Source organism: Emticicia fontis, from assembly GCF_054779675.1.
In genome coordinates this window covers 153652-170762 of record NZ_BAAGXU010000052.1, presented here as the reverse complement: position 1 = coordinate 170762, position 17111 = coordinate 153652, and the positions used below count along the sequence as shown (strand labels likewise).

Genomic DNA, 17111 nt, shown 5'->3' with positions numbered 1-17111 from the left:
GAAAATGGTTTTGTTAAAGGTTTTTAGCTTTTACCTGCTCCATGATATAATCAGAAGTACGCCATGAACTTGCCAGGATGGTCCATGTCACGTTTTTATCACCTTGTGATACGAAAGGCGCAGCATCTACCACAAACAGGTTTTTCACGTCATGGGCTTGTTGCCAACCATTCAGCGCCGATTTTTTAGGGTCGTTACCCATACGAACTGTTCCTACTTCGTGAATAATTTCACCCGGTTGAGCCAGACCATAATTGTTACTTGCATCAGGTTTTTTACCCATTGGAATACCGCCCATCGCATGGATAATCTGCTCGAAAGTATCCTGCATATGTTTGGCTTGCTTAATCTCGTTTTCGCTCCATTTGTAGTGGTAACGTAACGTCGGGATACCGTATTTATCCACACTATTCGGATCAATCTCGCAATAGTTAGACTCCAATGGAATAGGTTCTCCACGACCTGCCATACCGATATAAGCGCCATAAGTACGACGGATATCATCTTTAAGCGCTACACCGTAGCCACCTGCTTTTTTCTTATTGCCGTTTCTATCAGGGAAAAGTCCGTTTACACGCTCAATGCCACCGCCGAAACCAAAGCCAGGCATACCCATACCACCACCATACTCAATATGATAACCGCGTGGGAAATCCAGTTTGCTGTTATCTACCCACCAAGGCGTAAATACGTGCATACCACCCACACCATCTTCGTTATAGCGTTTACGATCCATCAAAGCAGGGATAAATGCCGAACGGCTTGCACCTGTTGAATCGTTCAGGTATTTACCAATCACACCGCTATCATTTGCTAAACCTCTGGCAAATCTTGGCGATTTAGAGTTAAGCATGATACGAGCAGTTTCACAAGTACTGGCAGCTAAGATTACAATTTTACCTTTTACTGAGTATTCTTTCAGATCCATCTTATTTACATAAGAAACACCTGTCGAAAGACCAGTATTAGGGTCTGTCAATACTTCTCTTACCATCGCATTGTTAATCAGCGTTAAGTTACCTGTTTTAGCGGCAGGAATACATAATACTGACGACGACGAGAAATCGGCATAAGCCTGACAAGCGCGTCCACATTGTGCGCAATAGAAACAAGCCCCACGTGAATCGTTGATAGGTTTGGTCAACATCGCCATGCGAGACGGGATAACCGGAATACCAATACCTGTAGCCGCTTTCTTCAACATCAGCTCATGCAAACGTGGTTTTGGCGGAGGTAAGAAGATACCATCCGGTTCGTTGCGGATACCTTCTTTCGTACCGAACAAACCGATTAATCTATCTACTTTATCATAATAAGGTGCGTAATCTTCATAGCTCGTCGGCCAGTCGTCACCGATACCTGTCATTGAACCTCTGCGGAAATCATCCGGACCGAAACGCATCGAGATACGTCCCCAGTGATTGGTTCTACCACCCAACATTCTTGAACGGAACCAACGGAACTGTGTGCCGGGCATAGCTGAATATTGCTCGCCTTCGATGTCCCAACCGCCCCAGGCAGCATCAAAATCACCAAACGGACGCGTACGTGTACTTGCTCCACGACGAGGAGATTCCCAAGGATTTTTTAATTGTGTGATATATTTAGGGTCTGCGGGGTCGAAGTAACCACCTGCCTCTAATAAGCAAACCTTTGCACCAGCTTTAGTTAGTTGGTATGCTGCCATACCTCCTCCTGCACCAGAGCCTACAATCACAACGTCATAGACTTTAGGTTGCTCTTTAATTTCGAATAGGTTCATGTTTAACCGGTCGTAAATAGAAGATTAAAAAATAATTCAAAGTTTAAAAGTAGTACTTTTTTCACAAAAAAAAAGACCAATCAATAGGCAAATTTTCTTTTGCGTAACATATATAAAATAATTCCAAATAAAATTACTGTTCCCAAAGGCAATGCGATGTTGATAATCTGCCATTTGGTGCGCTCGTCACGCGTGCGTAATTTATCTAATGGGCGTAGTTTTACTTCTTTGCCACGGGCTTGTATCACCCCATTTTCATCAATCATATAATCAATGGCATTCATCACAAAGTCTTTATTACCAAATATATGCTGGGTAGTTTTATCAAAACCCAGTGGTAATGGATTACCCGTTTTAGGGCTCAGGTCATTCACAATTAAATCACCGTCAGAGCAAACCAGCATTTTGGTAGGCACGCTTTCAGCCTTGAATGTTTTGTATTGCGGGTCAGAGGGTAATAAGCGGTTTTTATACAAAGATTCAAATTTACCTTCCAACAAATAGGCCACAGTTTTTACGCCACCATTATATTCATCCTGCTTGGTTTCGGTATGTGCTTCGTTATAAGTAACTAATGCCGGTGCATTCAATACCTTGGTATAAGGCGTTGTCATCAATAAAGGTATCTTATTCACGCCTGCTGCCTGCACCGTATCAATAGAAGCTACATATCGGCAGAAGATCAAATCAAGATTATTCGTAATCAGGCTTTTGCCGAAATTATTAATGATTGGGAAGTACCGATAAGGAATCGGCTGGATATTTGGCCTATCACCCATATTGCCCACTACCATCGGAATAGCCGCCGAACTTGCCCCGTCCTTCACGATATTACTATTGATTCTGAAACCATATTTAAAGAATAAATCAGTCAGGTTCAATTCCAAAGGCTGGGCAAAAGTACCTTCCAGACTTACAGAATCTACTTTCAATCCATCCACAAAAAACAAAGCTCTGCCCCCATTCATTACATACTGATCGATTTTATATTTCGTACTATCATCAACCGGAAGTGTCGGCTTGGGCAGAATTAAAGCATCCAGACCCTCAAAAGTAGGCGATTGCTTGGCATCTATAATGAACAAATCGTAACGCTCCTGCAAAGAAGTAATCAAATCCGCAAAGCTAATTGGTTTCAGGTTAGTAAACTCAGCTAACAAACCAATTTTCTTTTTCTCTTTCAAGGTCAGTTTACGAATGGCAGTTGCCAGTTCATATTCTACACTCTCGTACGATTGATTCAACTTCTCTTGTGCGGTTCTTCCTTCAGTTCCTTTTAATAATTGCACTGGTACTTCCTTACCCTCATAACTCACAGAGGCATAAGGAAAAACAATATTTTCTACCTGACGCCCACCTTTAGTATCTATCACCCTTGAAGGCTGCATTCCTTTTTTCATCAACTGGGCATAAAAGTCCTCCCGTTTTTTGGTATCACTCTCTGCACTTGGGTCAATCGATCTGAATTCTATTTTTGCGCCACCATATACCTTAAACTCTTCCAGGGTTTCATTCACGGCACGTTTCAATCTTTCAAACCCACCGGGCAGTTCATCTCCATCCAGATACACTTTTATCATAATCTCTTTATCCAGACTTTCCAGGAGATTTTTAGTAGCATCGGAGATAGAATAGCGTTTTTCTTCGGTGAGGTCTAGGCGAAAGAATACAAAAGAAGCCAGTACATTTAGCAAGACAATTCCGCCGACAATCGCGAGGATTTTTATAAATTTACTTTTCATTAAGATATTCAGGAGAACGCGTTCTGTTTATTTTGCCAAAAATAAGATATTCATTCATCTATTCCACATTTAAACATACTCTAATATGAAAACAGCCAATTATTGGGTTGAAAAATACCATTTGCAGGCACATCCCGAAGGTGGATATTTTGCCGAAACCTATCGTTCAGCAGAAACTATTCCCCACGATGCTCTTCCTAAACGTTTTGAGGGAGAAAGAAATTTTAGCACAGGAATTTATTTTTTACTCGAAAGCCACCAATTTTCTGCCTTACACCGCATTCAGGCCGACGAAATGTGGCATTTCTATTATGGTGTGCCATTAAACGTCTATTATATAGATAATCAAGGATTTGTGCAGACCATTAAATTAGGTAATAACCCTGACAACGGAGAAGTTTTTCAGGCAGTTGTTCCGGCAGGCGTGTGGTTTGGCAGCAAACCTGCACAACCGGATGGCTATTCATTAGTTGGCTGTACTGTTGCACCTGGTTTTAGTTTTGCTGATTTTGAAATGGCTAGCAGAGAAAAACTGATGCAAGAGTACCCAGAGCACAAAGAGCTTATTAACATTCTGACTACTCAATAAAAAAAAGTGCAGGTTTCTTAAACGATTTGCCTGATTTTTTACCTTTGTACTGATATTTGTATTATGTAACCATTAATTTATTTGTTGAAATGTTACAACGCCCCCAATCAATTTTATTGCTTCTTACTTCTATCTGTATGATTTTGTATTTAGCCACCCCCGTCTGGCATAAGGTAGGTGTAGGAGAAGAAGCTATCTTAAACCCTTATTTTTTGTTACACATGAAAGGCACGCTGGCCGAAGTAAACAAGCCTGTTTATTATCTGGCACTTATGGCAGTGCTCTCGGCAGGCACCTCGCTTTTTACTATTTTTCAATACAAAAACCGTGTACGTCAGATGCTTTTTGTAGCGCTCAACTCTCTGATTGGCGCTGCACTTTTAGGAACAACGGTTTATCATATTCAATTTGAAGCGACCAAGTTTTTTGCGCCAGACCAACAAGGAGAATTCGGTATTGGCTTCTGGGCGGCTTTTGCAGCTTTAGTATTCAACTGGATTGCGAATCGTTTGATTCGTAAGGATGAAAAAACAGTAAGAGATGCCGACAGAATGAGATAAAAAATCTCGATACATATAACCTATTACTATCTTGAAAATTGCCAGAAAAATACTCAAAATTACAGGTCTTACTATTCTGACATTGGTCTGTCTGATTGGTCTCTATCTGGGCTCTGCTTATGTTCTGTCAAGAATAAGTGTAGACAGAGAAAGTCAGACACAAAATGATATTCCGATGTATATTCTGACGAATGGCGTACATACCGACTTAGTAGTACCCATTAAAAACGAACAGATAGATTGGAGTAAAGAAGTGAAGTTTGCCAATACAACTGGCAAAGACAGCCTGTTTGAGTATGTGGCATTTGGCTGGGGTGATAAAGGTTTTTATTTAGAAACACCTACCTGGGCAGACCTGAAAGCCAGTACGGCTTTTAAAGCAGCATTTGCCTTGAGTACATCTGCCATTCATGCCACTTTCTACAAAAGAATGGTGGAGGGTGCGGATTGTGTGAAGATAAATATTTCGAAAGAACAGTATTCCAGACTCATAAAATATATTCAGGAGAGCTTTACCACCGATTCGCAAGGGCATCTGATGTGTATTCAGACTAATGCAAATTATGGCAAAGAAGATGCTTTCTATGAAGCCAAAGGCAGTTATCATATCTTTCATACCTGCAATACATGGGCTAATAACGGGCTGAAAAGCTGCGGACAAAAAGCCAGCCTCTGGACACCTTTCGATACCGGAATTTTTTATCAATACTCATCTAAATAAATAAACAATATGTATCAAAAACCATCAGCAGCCTTTATTGCGGCATCGTGGGTAGCACTGGGAGCCGGCATGGTCGGATTTCTGGTTGGCCTCTGGCGCTCAGAAATGTTGCTCAACGAAAAAGGCTATTATTTTGCAGTATTAATGTACGGTTTATTCTCAGTTGTCTCTGTGCAGAAGAGCGTAAGAGACCGCCTGGAGGGTATTCCTGTAACTGATATTTATTATGGCATCAGCTGGTTCTCTACCATCTTGTGTATAGTTCTACTAGCCGTAGGTCTCTGGAATGCCACCTTATTACCAAGCGAAAAAGGCTTTTATGCTTTTGCATTCTTATTAGCATTATTCGGCGCGATTGCCGTGCAGAAGAATACAAGAGATAGCCAACAAGGTACTGGTAGTGAGAAGAGAAATTCTTGATTAAAGGGTATTAAATCCCTACGGGATACAAACCTAATACATAACAAAAAAGACCTAATCGCTTGATTAGGTCTTTTTTGTTGAAACTTTATCTTATCCATTAAACACGCTTGCTGATATTATCATACATCTGTGTTAATGTTTCTTTCAAATCATATTTCCAGGTCCATTCCGGATAATGCGTTTTGAATTTCGTAAGGTCAGAAATATACCAGATATGGTCTCCGCTACGGTTGTCTTCTGCATAGCTGAAACTCATTTTATTTCCGGTGATTTCTTCACAAAGTGCAATTCCTTCCTGCATTGAACAGTTAGCAAAACGTCCACCACCTGCATTGTATACTTCACCCGGACGAGGAGCATTATAGAAATGCCAGAACATATTCACTAAGTCCCAGCTATGGATATTGTCACGTACCTGTTTGCCTTTGTATCCGAAAATAGTATAGTGGTTTCCGGTAATAGCACATTTCATTAAATAAGCTAAGAAACCATGTAACTGTGCACCAGAGTGATTAGGGCCAGTTAAACAACCTCCACGGAAAACAGCCGTTTTCATTCCGAAATAACGACCATACTCCTGTACCATCACATCAGCTGCTACTTTAGACGCTCCGAAGATAGAGTGTTTCGAATGATCGATTGACATTAACTCATCGATACCATTTTTGTAGTAAGGGTGAGTCTGGTCTATTTCCCAACGGGTTTCTAATTCTACCAAAGGCAGGTAGTTAGGCGTATCACCATATACTTTATTAGTAGAAGTAAAGATGAACACCGCATCAGGGCAATGGATGCGAGTCATTTCAAGCATTACTAAAGTACCATTCGCATTTACAGTAAAATCTGTAAAAGGCTCACGGGCAGCCCAGTCGTGGCTCGGTTGAGCAGCTGTATGCACAATTAGCTTAATATCTTTACCATACTCTGCGAATATCTTTCCGATTTGTTCTTCCGAACGAATATCTGCGTTGTAGTGCTTGTAATTGCTGAATTTTTCTTCCAAACGATTACGATTCCAATCTGTTGAAGCTTCTGAACCGAAGAAATAAGAGCGAAGATTATTATCAATACCTATAACCAGATCAAACTTTTCTGCAAAAAAGGCTACCGACTCACTACCAATCAAACCTGCCGAACCTGTTACTAATGCTATGTTCATTTTGGGTTTTTTGTTTTATTTATGAAAGTGTGAAAAATAAAAATAGGCATATTACAAGCACGCAATAGCCAGAATGCTATCATGATTGTAATTTGCCTATCTGATGAGCTATGAATTAAGCTCCGGTTTTTCCATACAAAATCTCACGAATCTTGTTTGCTTCCGCTTCAAGTTCTGGTTTGGCCGTATATTTATTCTTTAATTGTCTCGCCGAAGAGTCAAGGCCTGCACCGTAAACCCATGAATCTCCTTTACGGACATCCTTTTGTTCGATTGTATTACCTTTTTGATACTGGCATGATGCTAACGAAACCGCTACAACTGCAAATACTAACACGCTTAACTTTCTCATGTTAAAAATGATGTTCTTTAAATTTGCACAAATTTAAGTTCATGAATCCAAACTGCCAAAATAAATTGTATTTTTTAAATGCCTAAATTTTATTTCTTCAATAGATTTAATACATTTACATATGGCACAATCACAAGAAGAAAAATTACAGAAAAGCCTCACACCCACTCTCCTATGGGGTTTAGGCGTAGGTTATGTTATATCCGGCATGTATTTCGGCTGGAATTTAGGGCTCGAAAAGGGCGGTACACTAGGGATGGCTGTAGCCACCATAGTAGTAGTTATTTTGTACATTACCTTTTCGTTAAGCTACGCCGAACTGGCCTGCGCTATCCCGAAAGCCGGTGGAGCATTTGATTATGCCAATCGGGCACTGGGCAAAAAATGGGGTTTTCTGGCAGGTATGTCGCAGAATATTGAATTTCTTTTTGCGCCTCCTGCCATTGCAGTAGGCATTGGCTCTTATTTCAATGTTATTTTTCCTCAACTCCCGGTTACTGCGATTGCTATTACTGCCTATGTGCTTTTTACCACATTGAATATATTAGGCACCAAATTAGCCTCTACTTTCGAGTTAGTAATTACAGTGCTGGCCGTCCTAGGCTTGATTATCTTCTGGATAGTGGTTTTTCCTGATTTTGAAGTAAAAAACCTTAACATTAATCCTCTTCCTAATGGTTGGGCTGGAGCTTTTGCCGCTCTACCTTTTGCTATCTGGTTTTTCTTAGGTATTGAGGGACTAGCCAATGTAGCCGAAGAATCGGTTCATCCCCAAAAGGATATTACCTGGGGTTTTGGTTCTGCCATGACAACCCTGGTCATACTATGTTTATTCACTTTTCTTGCTGCTGTTGGGGTTAATGGTTGGGAAGCCATTGTTTTTAAAGCCGATGGAAGCACTTCTGATTCACCACTTCCGATGGCCATGAGTAAGGTGATTGGTGATAGTAGTGTAATATATCAGGTAATTGTAGGCATTGGTACCTGTGGCTTGATTGCCTCTTTTCACGGCTTGGTTTTAGCAGCCGGACGCTCGACGTTTGAGTTTGGACGTGTAGGAAATGCGCCACAATTTTTAGGCAAAGTGCATCCGAAATTCAAAACTCCTGCCAATGCTTTATTATTGAATATGGTTTTAGGAATTGCCGCTTTATTGAGTAATTCTACTGCGGATATTATTATTCTCTCGGCTTTTGGTGCCTTGACGATGTATATTTTTTCAGTAGTTTCTTTATTGGTTTTACGCAAAAAAGAACCTGAATTGAACAGACCTTTTCATGTGCCATTATATCCCCTTTCTCCAATTATAGCTTTAGTCATTGCTTCTATCGCTTTACTAGCCATGGCTATTTATAACCCAATGCTGGCACTTATTTTCTTTGCGATATTAATTGGGAGTTTCTTGTTGGCAATGGTGTTGAAGAGGGTATAGATTTTATTGAGCCCTTTGTTAATTAGAGGTGCTGTGTTAAAATACAAAAGCGCCCAATGTGTTTTAGACATTGGGCGCTTTTGTATTTTATATAAGAGGTAGCTCTATACCCTCAAAAATATCTTCTTATCATACATAAATTTCAAAAATACCCACTTAACTACTATTACTCCCGCGGCAATGACTACACCGTAATAATTCTCCCCAACAATATCACCCAGCCATTGAAAGAATCCTTTAGAGGTATAATACCAGTTAATGAATCTGCCCGACATATAAATCAGAATAGAGTTTGTACCGATAATCATAAAGAAATAAGCCCAACGACGGAAGCCCAGTACATCTATCACATAGTAGAAAATAGCTAAAAGTAATAAGCTACACCCCCCAACATATAGCACAAATGAACTTGTCCAGAGGTTTTTATTGATTGGGAAAACCAAATCCCATAAGCCTCCAATGATTAAGCAAACGATTCCGGCAATAGCTAAGGTTGGTGCTTTTCTGAATTTATCCATTGGATTATTTTTCAGAAAATTACCTGCAAAAATACCCAATAAACCTGTGCCTATGGCAGGGAGGGCAGAAACCAGCCCCTCAGGGTCATGAATTTCTCTATGCAAACGTCCGGGAAGAATACTTCTATCAATCCATGAAGCAAAGTTACCCTCCATCGTTAAATCTCCCATCGGGAAGCCCGGTGCAGAAGTAAATCGTAATAATAACCAATACCCAATTAAGACAACCGCAAACCAGACATACTGAAACCGCTGGCTGGCATATAAATAAATGATAGAAGCAAACATATACGCTATCCCTATACGTCCTAATACACTCGGGAAACGTACCTCTGCTAGTGGCTTGAGATGCAAGCCATTATTATAGATAATCCCAAATAGCACTAAGATAAGCCCACGTTTTACAATCCGCATCAATAATTTAGACTTATCAGTTCCTTTTTCTAAATCCCTCCCTACTGAATAAGGAGTAGACACGCCCGACATAAACAGGAATAGCGGAAAAATAAGGTCATAAAAACGAAAGCCATTCCAGTCAACGTGCGAGAGCTGTGTTGCTATCCAGGTAGTGGCAGGGTGATGGGTGGCTTCTGCCAGTTCGTGGAAAAAATCTTCTGCACCCATAATCCAGAACATATCAAAACCGCGTAGTGCATCTAACGAATAGAGTCTTTGTGAAGAGGAACTTTCACTCATTTTTTTAGGGCTTAGGTTTAAAACTTAAATGTAAACATTTTAACCTATTCTTATACATTAAAAACTATATTTCTGACTACTAATTTAGTAGATTAATTATCAGAATAATTTAAGAATAATATGAAAGTACTGCTGCATTCTGTTTTTAGTATTTTATCCATTGCATGAAAGCCCGATATAGCCTTTATTTGTAAAAACTATTATTTACTCCATGCTAATCAGACTTGCCACTTTAGCCGATGCCACTCGCCTGCGGGAACTTTCAGAAACAACTTTCAGGGATACTTATACAACCTATAATACTCCTGAAAATATGGAGGGACATGTAGCAAAGCACTTTTCTTTGCAACAAATAGAAAAAGAATTACAGGATTCAACCAATCAATACGTAGTATATGAAAATGACCAGGAACTAATAGCCTTTGTTAAATTAGTAAAAAACCATTCAACTACTGGCTTAACCGAAGAAAAAGTAATTGAAATAGAGCGGATTTATGTAAGAAAGGAATTTCATGGGCAACAATTAGGCAGAAAACTGATAGACTTCTGTACAGATTGGGCCAAAGAACAGGGTTTCGAGGTAATATGGCTGGGCGTTTGGGAACATAACCCTAATGCCATCAAATTCTATGAAAAGATGGGTTATGTCCGTTTCGGAGAACATACCTTTACACTAGGCGATGACGTGCAGACGGATTATGTGATGAAGAGGAGGATATGAAATTTTGCCACAATGTACACTAAATGCACAATTGTGAAACTTTGTGTTCTATCGTGTACATTGTGGCAATTTAATGCTACTAGAATTTTATAGCATCATACCTTTCGTTTATACGCTACTCCGGTATCTCCATCCTTATCCTCCACTCTTTAGGCAGATAATTATTAATCCTATCGCCAATTACTTTCATAAATCCTAAATTCAATCCCTGATAACAAGCCAATAGCCAACCTTTAGGTTGGCTGGACAAATCAACGCCTAGATTTTCTCTTTTAAGAAATTTCAAGGCATCTTCTTTCGATAATTCGACGGCAGGTAAATCTTTAGCAATTGCTGTACTCAAAGCCAGATCATGGCTTGGGATAAAATCATTGCCTTTAAACTGTCCGATTTCTAAACCTGAGGAACGCTTATGTAATGCTCTGAAAATTACTGCATACTCATTGCTTAAATTAGCCGGAATAGCCACTATCTGCCCATCAGGTTTTTCATAATATTCAAAGGCGTTTGGTGTTTCTAACCATTCCTTCAATACTTCTACTTTTTTCTGAGGCAATCGGTTGAGTTTAATTTTTCCTCTTGCCTCCTGTTTTTCCCCTCTGGTTTTTCTGAAAACTGATAGATAAAAACCTTCTCCTCGCACCTTATGCGGGAAGAACTGATAACCAAATTTCTTTTCAACAATACCCCAATCGGCAGGTACTTCTAATTTTATATGCTCAAAATCTGCTACTTGTGTCAGCCATTGGGCATTTAATTCATTTTCTTTTTCATTATAAGTGCAGGTCGAGTAACACAGAATTCCTCCCGGAGCTACCAACATAGCTGCCGCCTGTAAAATTCTTTTCTGACGGGCACAGCATAACTGCACGCTATTCTCCGACCACTCATTCATAGCATTAGGGTCTTTTCTGAATAGTCCTTCACCTGAGCATGGCGCATCGGTCAATACTACATCAAAAAATCCCTCCAAATCAATCATTTCCTCAGGGTCATGATTACTCACAATATAATTCGGGAAGCCCCACTTTTCTAAATTCTCTTTCAATACCCCTACTCTGCTTTTGATTACCTCGTTGGCAACTAACAGGCTATTATCATTTAATAAGGATGCCAAAAGCGTGCTTTTACCTCCAGGAGCAGCGCACAAATCCATTACTCTCAATGATTTGTTGAGATCTGTTGTCTGCCTGATAGCTTCTGCCACAAACATAGAAGATGCCTCTTGTACATAATAAGCTCCAGCATGAAAGGCAGGGTCAAGTGTGAAGACTGGTCTTTCAGCCAGATAATGGGCATCAGCGTTCCATAAGACATCACCTTGCGTGATGACAGGCTCCGCTGTCTTTTTTCTGTTGTTGAGTCGGATAGTAACAGGTGTTGGTTCAGCTAGGCTTTCTACAAAAGTCTGATACTCTTCCCCTAAAATGTGCTGCATTTGCAGCGAAAATGCTTCCGGTAATTTCATTAACTTCTTGTTAACAATAATTCTGCAACGCTGCCAGTCTAAATGACATCTTGCTTACAAAGTCATTATTTCTAAAATATTAAGCGCATCAGCCTATTGCAGACCAATACTCATTTTTTACACAAATTTACAAAACCTGAATTAAAAATGAGAACCATTTTCAAAACACTTGCATTGTTGTTTTTTGCTCACCTATCGTTCGGTCAGGGCATTCAGTTAGGCGTAAGAGGCGGCGCCAACTGGTCGACCATGACTAAATTTGATCTGATCGAAAACATTACCCCAACTTTCAGGCTGATGCCTTCGGCAGGCGCAGCTATTTTCACTGAAATACCCATCACTGAACAGTTTTCTATCAGACCCGAATTTGCCTATACCCAGAAAGGTTTTCTCGTAAAGGAATCATTGAACATGAGTGGCTCTGAATTTCTTGGCGTTGATATCCCAATAGGTGGAACTTTGGCTTTTAAGACCAATTATGTTGAACTACCCGTTTTAGCCAAACTCAAACTCGGCGACCCTTCTATGCCGCATGCTTATTTGATTTTAGGACCATCAGTGGGTTATATGACCGATGCCAAGGCCATTATTCGTGTCTTGGGTCTTTTCCCATTACGTCCGTCAATCGGCACCGATTTCTTTAATCGATTCGAATTGAGTGGTGTGGGGGCTTTAGGCTTTGAAGTTCCTGTCGGTAATGGCAATATATTTATTGAGGGCAGATACCAACATGGGTTTTCAAGAGTCTTAGACCTTCCTTTGGTAGAATTGCCTGTTCGCAACCGTACGGCAGGTATTTCAGCAGGTTTCTCATTCCCGATTGGGTACCGAGAATAAGCACCTGATTAAACAAGAAAGCCCCTCTTGCCAGAGGGGCTTATCTTAAAACAACGTTTCAAAATCGGATACAAATTAGATTTGTACACGTTTGAATGCTGTAACTTTCAAACCTTTTTGTGTATTTTCAAGTAATTGAGCAATGTTGATAGAGCTATCTTTTACGAACTCCTGGTTCAACAAAGTATTTTCTTTGTAGAATTTACCCAATTTACCCATTGCAATTTTTTCTAACATCGCTTCTGGTTTACCTTCCTGACGAGCGATATCCATACCGATTTCAATTTCTTTTTGAACAACTGCAGGATCTACATCGTCTTTATCTAAACCTACTGGTTTCATAGCAGCAATTTGCATAGCGATATCTTTACCTACTTCTGTTACATCGTTACCTTGCGTATTGCCAAATGCTACTAATACTCCTAATTTACCTGTCGAGTGGTTGTAAGCAACAACTTGATCTGCTTCTACTTGTGTATACTCAGTGATTACTAATTTCTCACCGATTTTACCAACCAATTCAGTAATGCTTTCTTCTACTGTACGGCCATCTGCTAAAGCAAAAGCCAATAAAGTTTCTTTATCTTTTATGTTGTTAGCCACACCAGCCGCCAAAATATCATCGGCCAATGTACGGAAAGCCTCTACTTTAGAAACTGGTTCAGTTTCACAAGCAAGCGCTAAAATAGTAGCGGTTTTGCCGTCTGCGCTAACGTTTGTTAATACAATACCTTCTTTGGTCTCGTTGTCAGCACGTTTAGCTGCTACTTTCTGACCTGCTTTACGAAGAATCTCTACGGCTTTTTCGAAATCGCCTTCAGCTTCTGTTAAAGCTTTTTTGCAGTCCATCATACCAGCTCCTGTCATCTGACGGAGTTTATTTACATCTGCTGCTGTAATATTCATGTTTTTATAAAATATAAAGAGTTTCTAAAAAGATTTAATCAACGTTTTCCATTGATTTTTCATAAAAAAGCCGTAAAGGCTTCTATTCGGGGTGCAAAATTACAAGATTTTTTGGTAAAACCAAAGTGTAATCTTTTTAGAAAAAGATTTTATATATTCATAATATCGTTGCGAAATTATTATCCACAACAATTCGCAGATGATAGCAGACAAATCCCCCTAAGATAACAAAGGCGGACACTAAGAAGAACTATTCTTACATGAGCCCGACTTAAGTCGGGCGTTTATATAAAAAAAATACCGCTGTTTTCTTAGACACCGAATTTTATTCGGTGAAATGCTAGGAAGTGGCGTTGCTGAATTTTATCACAAATTCGATAAAAGCGTAGCTATAAATACTACAACAATAATACCCAGTAATAGAAGCGCAGCACCTAAAACAATCCCAATAACAGCCAGTATTCTTTTAGAGGTACTTCTTAAACTAATAATACCTGTAATCATGGCCGCTAAGCCTACTAAAATCCCTATCCAACCACCAAAGAGCAATGCCACTATACCCACCAGGCCCAGAATCAAAGAAACGACGGCTAAGGTATCATCTGAATTTGATTTGGCTTTATTAGAACCTGATGAGGCAGCTGATTTTTTGGAGACGTATTTAGATAATTTATTAAGCTGCCGGATGGTCTGTACTTTCTCAATTAATGTCAGCTTTTTCTTACCTGAGAAGTCCAGATTGAGCGGTTTTGTTTCATACAAGGCCGGTTTTTCTACTTTTGGTGTTGATTGGGCTTCTATGCTGATAACCGGTGTATTATCCGCAGAAACATTTTCTTCGGGAGGATTGGGTAATACTATTTCATCGCTTGTAGTTATATCAACTGATTTTACTTCAGATTTTTTAAGATTGTGAGAATAATCGGTCTGGAAACCGTTTTGAAAAGTAGCATATTGTTTTTTCTGGCATGAGGTCAATGAAAGTAAACAAAAGCTAAAAAGGAAAAGGAAAGTTTGCTTCATAATTGGCAATAGGTTTTAGTTGCAAAGATTATATTAGATTTTACTAACAACAATATTGGGATCAAAATGTTAGCTTATTCTCCAATTATAACCAGGCAAATAGCTTCCTGAAAAGCGCCTGTCATGATTCAAGTTATTTCTAAAAACCTTATTTTTACTCTCGTCTTACTCCATGTTTCAGAAAAACCTGCATAAGTGACAGATATACCTTTATTGTTTCCTATTATCTGAAACAGGTAAATTATTTTGTAGCATTTGTTTCGTACATCTACAAAAAGGCCAGTTTATCTACAAAAATACAGTATATGTCTACGCTCAATAACCCCCATTTAGTAAATTTTAATAAAAAATATTTGTCAAAAAGCGCTTTTTTTTAAAATAGCATAGTATATTGCGAACATAATAAAAAACTATTCTTTTGACCATTTTTAAAACCATTTAAGTAAATGAAAGGAAAATTATCTATTATCTTCGCAACAGCTATTTCTTTCTTCTTTGTAGCTTGCCAAAAGAAACAATATGCTTACGTTCAACAAGGAAAAGTTGAAACTTATGCAACTGTTCAAGCGCCAAAAGCAAAGGCAGTAGAGGCTGCTCCAACTGCAGCTGAAGCTACAGCAGTTATCGCTTCTGAAGAATTTGCTGCAGCAGCTATCGCAAACCCTACAGAATCATTGACAGCATCTAACGATGTTTCTACTCCTCAAGTTGAAGCATTGAAATATGATGAAAAAACTATCAATGCTGAGTTCGAAAAATTGAACAAATTAGAAGCATATGTAAATACCAACGAAGGTACTACATTGGCTGACGTTCAAGAAACAGAATTAGCTAAAGACTTGAAATTGGATACTAACGTAACTTCTACAGTTGCAAGAGGTGATCTTCCTTTAAACATCCCGGCATTCTGGTGGGGTTGTGTATTAGGCTTAGTTGGTGTATTAGTAGTTTATATCGTAACCGACCAAGACAAAGATCAAACTAAAAAAGCACTTTATGGCTGTTTAGTTTGGGTTGGTGTATGGTTATTGTGGTGGATTTTCGTTGTATTAATTGGTGGCGGAAGATTCTTCTTTTAATTAATATAAAATCGATATTGGAAAGCCCAACCCCTTGTTGGGCTTTCTTTGTTTAAGTACCTTTTGAATAATGAAAAAACTTGCATTTTTAGTCTTTCTTTTGAGTTTTCAATACAGTTTCGGGCAAGAGTTCTTCCGTCTGAAAGCTGATGTATCTATCAAAGACAAATTAGCCACAGGCGACTACCGCCTTACCGTTGGAAAAGTCTATTACGATAAACCTACACTAGGCTTAACTTATAAGCTTAGTTTCCCACAACCAGAAACCATTATCATTAAAGACACCACGCTCTACAGATTAGATAAAAAAGACTCATTGCTGGCTTCACAGACCGTGACTATCATGAATGAGTTTTCGATATTCCATTTAGCATTATCAGGCAAATTGGCTGATTATGGGATCAACTCAGGAAAAGTAAATGGGGTATACAAGATTGAAAAAGTAGAAAAAGATGCAAACGGACGGGTGATTACTACTTGGAAAGTAACCGAAAAACGGTTATTGAAGGTTTTGGGTAAAATAAAAATGGCTAATATTGACAAAAAACTGGATGCCATAGCGTTTTATGATGTGTCGGATAAACTCTTAAGCCAACAGTTTTTTAAAGATTACACAAACGTGAAAGGAGTTGTTTTTCCATTGCAGGTCACCCAGATTTCTTATAATACTGACGGCACACAGAATATCCAGCAGACAACCTATAAAAACATTACTATCGATGAAAACGGCGAAGATAATATCTACAATCATCCTGTCCCTGTCGTTACTTTGCCTAAATCAGGCACAAGCCCAAAGTAAAGACGAAATAAGCCTTCATAGAAATGTGATACAACAAGCCCCTAAGTTAGTCTATAAAGAAGCAAAGGGCAATAAGAATGAGGTGCAGTATGTCTTCTCAGGTCTTTTCTTGTTTTACAAAACCTTCTTCTCGTCGCAGGATTTAACGGTTTGTACTTTTACCCCCTCTTGTTCTGAATACGGCATTTTATCTGTCAAAAAATATGGTGTAGTGATGGGTGGTATCAGAACAATGGATAGACTCACCCGTTGCAATGGATTAAGTCCGATGAATTACGAGATTGACATAAAGGCCAAGTTGTTGATTGATAAACCCTAACCCTG

At 39.2% G+C, this 17111-nt stretch carries 18 protein-coding genes; 10 read left to right on the top strand and 8 right to left on the bottom strand.

Annotated elements, in window-relative coordinates:
- Positions 1-13 precede the first annotated feature (13 nt).
- On the bottom strand, positions 14-1762 hold the full coding sequence (locus tag ACYVFA_RS22920) for a GMC family oxidoreductase (protein WP_460474202.1): 1749 nt from the start codon (positions 1760-1762) through the stop codon (positions 14-16).
- Between the two features lie 80 nt (positions 1763-1842).
- On the bottom strand, positions 1843-3504 hold the full coding sequence (gene gldG, locus ACYVFA_RS22915) for a motility-associated ABC transporter substrate-binding family protein (protein WP_460474201.1): 1662 nt from the start codon (positions 3502-3504) through the stop codon (positions 1843-1845).
- A gap of 85 nt (positions 3505-3589) precedes the next feature.
- Here gldG and ACYVFA_RS22910 point away from each other — a divergent pair, with 85 nt between their 5' ends.
- The 4 genes from ACYVFA_RS22910 to yiaA all read left to right on the top strand — a co-directional run bounded on the left by ACYVFA_RS22910 (position 3590) and on the right by yiaA (position 5794).
- Positions 3590-4093 (top strand): cupin domain-containing protein, encoded by a 504-nt coding sequence (locus tag ACYVFA_RS22910; protein ID WP_460474200.1) that lies wholly within the window; start codon positions 3590-3592, stop codon positions 4091-4093.
- A gap of 89 nt (positions 4094-4182) precedes the next feature.
- Complete coding sequence (locus tag ACYVFA_RS22905) at positions 4183-4653, top strand: DUF4293 domain-containing protein (protein WP_460474199.1); 471 nt, start codon at positions 4183-4185, stop codon at positions 4651-4653.
- A 31-nt stretch (positions 4654-4684) separates the two neighbouring features.
- Positions 4685-5374 carry a DUF2459 domain-containing protein gene (locus tag ACYVFA_RS22900; RefSeq protein ID WP_460474198.1) on the top strand — a complete coding sequence of 230 codons (690 nt, stop codon included), beginning with the start codon at positions 4685-4687 and terminating at the stop codon, positions 5372-5374.
- Between the two features lie 9 nt (positions 5375-5383).
- Positions 5384-5794, top strand: coding sequence for a YiaA/YiaB family protein (gene yiaA, locus ACYVFA_RS22895; RefSeq protein WP_460474197.1), 411 nt, complete (start codon positions 5384-5386; stop codon positions 5792-5794).
- Between the two features lie 100 nt (positions 5795-5894).
- On the opposite strand, the gene ACYVFA_RS22890 is transcribed toward yiaA, so the two are convergent.
- Together ACYVFA_RS22890 and ACYVFA_RS22885 are read right to left on the bottom strand one after the other, a co-directional pair.
- Positions 5895-6956, bottom strand: a complete 1062-nt coding sequence (locus ACYVFA_RS22890; protein WP_460474196.1) for an NAD-dependent epimerase/dehydratase family protein — start codon at positions 6954-6956, stop codon at positions 5895-5897.
- 115 nt (positions 6957-7071) lie between these two features.
- Positions 7072-7308, bottom strand: a complete 237-nt coding sequence (locus tag ACYVFA_RS22885; RefSeq protein WP_460474195.1) for a hypothetical protein — start codon at positions 7306-7308, stop codon at positions 7072-7074.
- A 121-nt stretch (positions 7309-7429) separates the two neighbouring features.
- Here ACYVFA_RS22885 and eat point away from each other — a divergent pair, with 121 nt between their 5' ends.
- Positions 7430-8740 (top strand): permease, encoded by a 1311-nt coding sequence (gene eat, locus ACYVFA_RS22880; RefSeq protein WP_460474194.1) that lies wholly within the window; start codon positions 7430-7432, stop codon positions 8738-8740.
- A 104-nt stretch (positions 8741-8844) separates the two neighbouring features.
- On the opposite strand, the gene ACYVFA_RS22875 is transcribed toward eat, so the two are convergent.
- Positions 8845-9954 (bottom strand): acyltransferase family protein, encoded by a 1110-nt coding sequence (locus tag ACYVFA_RS22875; protein ID WP_460474193.1) that lies wholly within the window; start codon positions 9952-9954, stop codon positions 8845-8847.
- Between the two features lie 211 nt (positions 9955-10165).
- Here ACYVFA_RS22875 and ACYVFA_RS22870 point away from each other — a divergent pair, with 211 nt between their 5' ends.
- Positions 10166-10675 (top strand): GNAT family N-acetyltransferase, encoded by a 510-nt coding sequence (locus tag ACYVFA_RS22870; RefSeq protein ID WP_460474192.1) that lies wholly within the window; start codon positions 10166-10168, stop codon positions 10673-10675.
- A gap of 115 nt (positions 10676-10790) precedes the next feature.
- Here the strand turns inward: ACYVFA_RS22870 and ACYVFA_RS22865 are convergent, their stop codons facing one another.
- Positions 10791-12143, bottom strand: coding sequence for a methyltransferase RsmF C-terminal domain-like protein (locus ACYVFA_RS22865; protein ID WP_460474191.1), 1353 nt, complete (start codon positions 12141-12143; stop codon positions 10791-10793).
- 147 nt (positions 12144-12290) lie between these two features.
- Between ACYVFA_RS22865 and ACYVFA_RS22860 the strand changes: the two genes are divergently transcribed.
- Entirely contained in the window at positions 12291-12980 is a 690-nt protein-coding gene (locus tag ACYVFA_RS22860; protein WP_460474190.1) for a porin family protein, read from the top strand.
- A 75-nt stretch (positions 12981-13055) separates the two neighbouring features.
- Here the strand turns inward: ACYVFA_RS22860 and tsf are convergent, their stop codons facing one another.
- Positions 13056-13886 (bottom strand): translation elongation factor Ts, encoded by an 831-nt coding sequence (tsf, locus tag ACYVFA_RS22855; protein ID WP_460474189.1) that lies wholly within the window; start codon positions 13884-13886, stop codon positions 13056-13058.
- A gap of 366 nt (positions 13887-14252) precedes the next feature.
- Positions 14253-14909, bottom strand: coding sequence for a DUF4190 domain-containing protein (locus ACYVFA_RS22850; RefSeq protein ID WP_460474188.1), 657 nt, complete (start codon positions 14907-14909; stop codon positions 14253-14255).
- Positions 14910-15355: 446 nt separating this feature from the next.
- Here ACYVFA_RS22850 and ACYVFA_RS22845 point away from each other — a divergent pair, with 446 nt between their 5' ends.
- The 3 genes from ACYVFA_RS22845 (at position 15356) to yidD (ending at position 17106) form a co-directional block, all read left to right on the top strand.
- The gene (locus tag ACYVFA_RS22845; protein ID WP_460474187.1) at positions 15356-15988 is read left to right on the top strand and encodes a hypothetical protein; all 633 of its coding nucleotides are present in this window, start codon (positions 15356-15358) and stop codon (positions 15986-15988) included.
- Between the two features lie 70 nt (positions 15989-16058).
- Positions 16059-16787, top strand: a complete 729-nt coding sequence (locus ACYVFA_RS22840) for a hypothetical protein (RefSeq protein ID WP_460474186.1) — start codon at positions 16059-16061, stop codon at positions 16785-16787.
- Positions 16788-16812: 25 nt separating this feature from the next.
- A complete protein-coding gene (gene yidD / locus ACYVFA_RS22835; RefSeq protein WP_460474185.1) occupies positions 16813-17106 on the top strand; it encodes a membrane protein insertion efficiency factor YidD in 294 nt (97 codons plus the stop codon).
- Positions 17107-17111: the final 5 nt, after the last annotated feature.

Excerpts from the sequence above, each read along its gene's own strand:
- ACYVFA_RS22920 (WP_460474202.1), bottom strand. The coding sequence starts at position 1,762 with ATGAACCTATTCGAAATTAAAGAGCAACCTAAAGTCTATGACGTTGTG.
- gldG (WP_460474201.1), bottom strand. The coding sequence starts at position 3,504 with ATGAAAAGTAAATTTATAAAAATCCTCGCGATTGTCGGCGGAATTGTC.
- ACYVFA_RS22910 (WP_460474200.1), top strand. The coding sequence starts at position 3,590 with ATGAAAACAGCCAATTATTGGGTTGAAAAATACCATTTGCAGGCACAT.
- ACYVFA_RS22905 (WP_460474199.1), top strand. The coding sequence starts at position 4,183 with ATGTTACAACGCCCCCAATCAATTTTATTGCTTCTTACTTCTATCTGT.
- yiaA (WP_460474197.1), top strand. The coding sequence starts at position 5,384 with ATGTATCAAAAACCATCAGCAGCCTTTATTGCGGCATCGTGGGTAGCA.
- ACYVFA_RS22890 (WP_460474196.1), bottom strand. The coding sequence starts at position 6,956 with ATGAACATAGCATTAGTAACAGGTTCGGCAGGTTTGATTGGTAGTGAG.
- ACYVFA_RS22885 (WP_460474195.1), bottom strand. The coding sequence starts at position 7,308 with ATGAGAAAGTTAAGCGTGTTAGTATTTGCAGTTGTAGCGGTTTCGTTA.
- eat (WP_460474194.1), top strand. The coding sequence starts at position 7,430 with ATGGCACAATCACAAGAAGAAAAATTACAGAAAAGCCTCACACCCACT.
- ACYVFA_RS22875 (WP_460474193.1), bottom strand. The coding sequence starts at position 9,954 with ATGAGTGAAAGTTCCTCTTCACAAAGACTCTATTCGTTAGATGCACTA.
- ACYVFA_RS22870 (WP_460474192.1), top strand. The coding sequence starts at position 10,166 with ATGCTAATCAGACTTGCCACTTTAGCCGATGCCACTCGCCTGCGGGAA.
- ACYVFA_RS22865 (WP_460474191.1), bottom strand. The coding sequence starts at position 12,143 with ATGAAATTACCGGAAGCATTTTCGCTGCAAATGCAGCACATTTTAGGG.
- ACYVFA_RS22860 (WP_460474190.1), top strand. The coding sequence starts at position 12,291 with ATGAGAACCATTTTCAAAACACTTGCATTGTTGTTTTTTGCTCACCTA.
- tsf (WP_460474189.1), bottom strand. The coding sequence starts at position 13,886 with ATGAATATTACAGCAGCAGATGTAAATAAACTCCGTCAGATGACAGGA.
- ACYVFA_RS22850 (WP_460474188.1), bottom strand. The coding sequence starts at position 14,909 with ATGAAGCAAACTTTCCTTTTCCTTTTTAGCTTTTGTTTACTTTCATTG.
- ACYVFA_RS22845 (WP_460474187.1), top strand. The coding sequence starts at position 15,356 with ATGAAAGGAAAATTATCTATTATCTTCGCAACAGCTATTTCTTTCTTC.
- ACYVFA_RS22840 (WP_460474186.1), top strand. The coding sequence starts at position 16,059 with ATGAAAAAACTTGCATTTTTAGTCTTTCTTTTGAGTTTTCAATACAGT.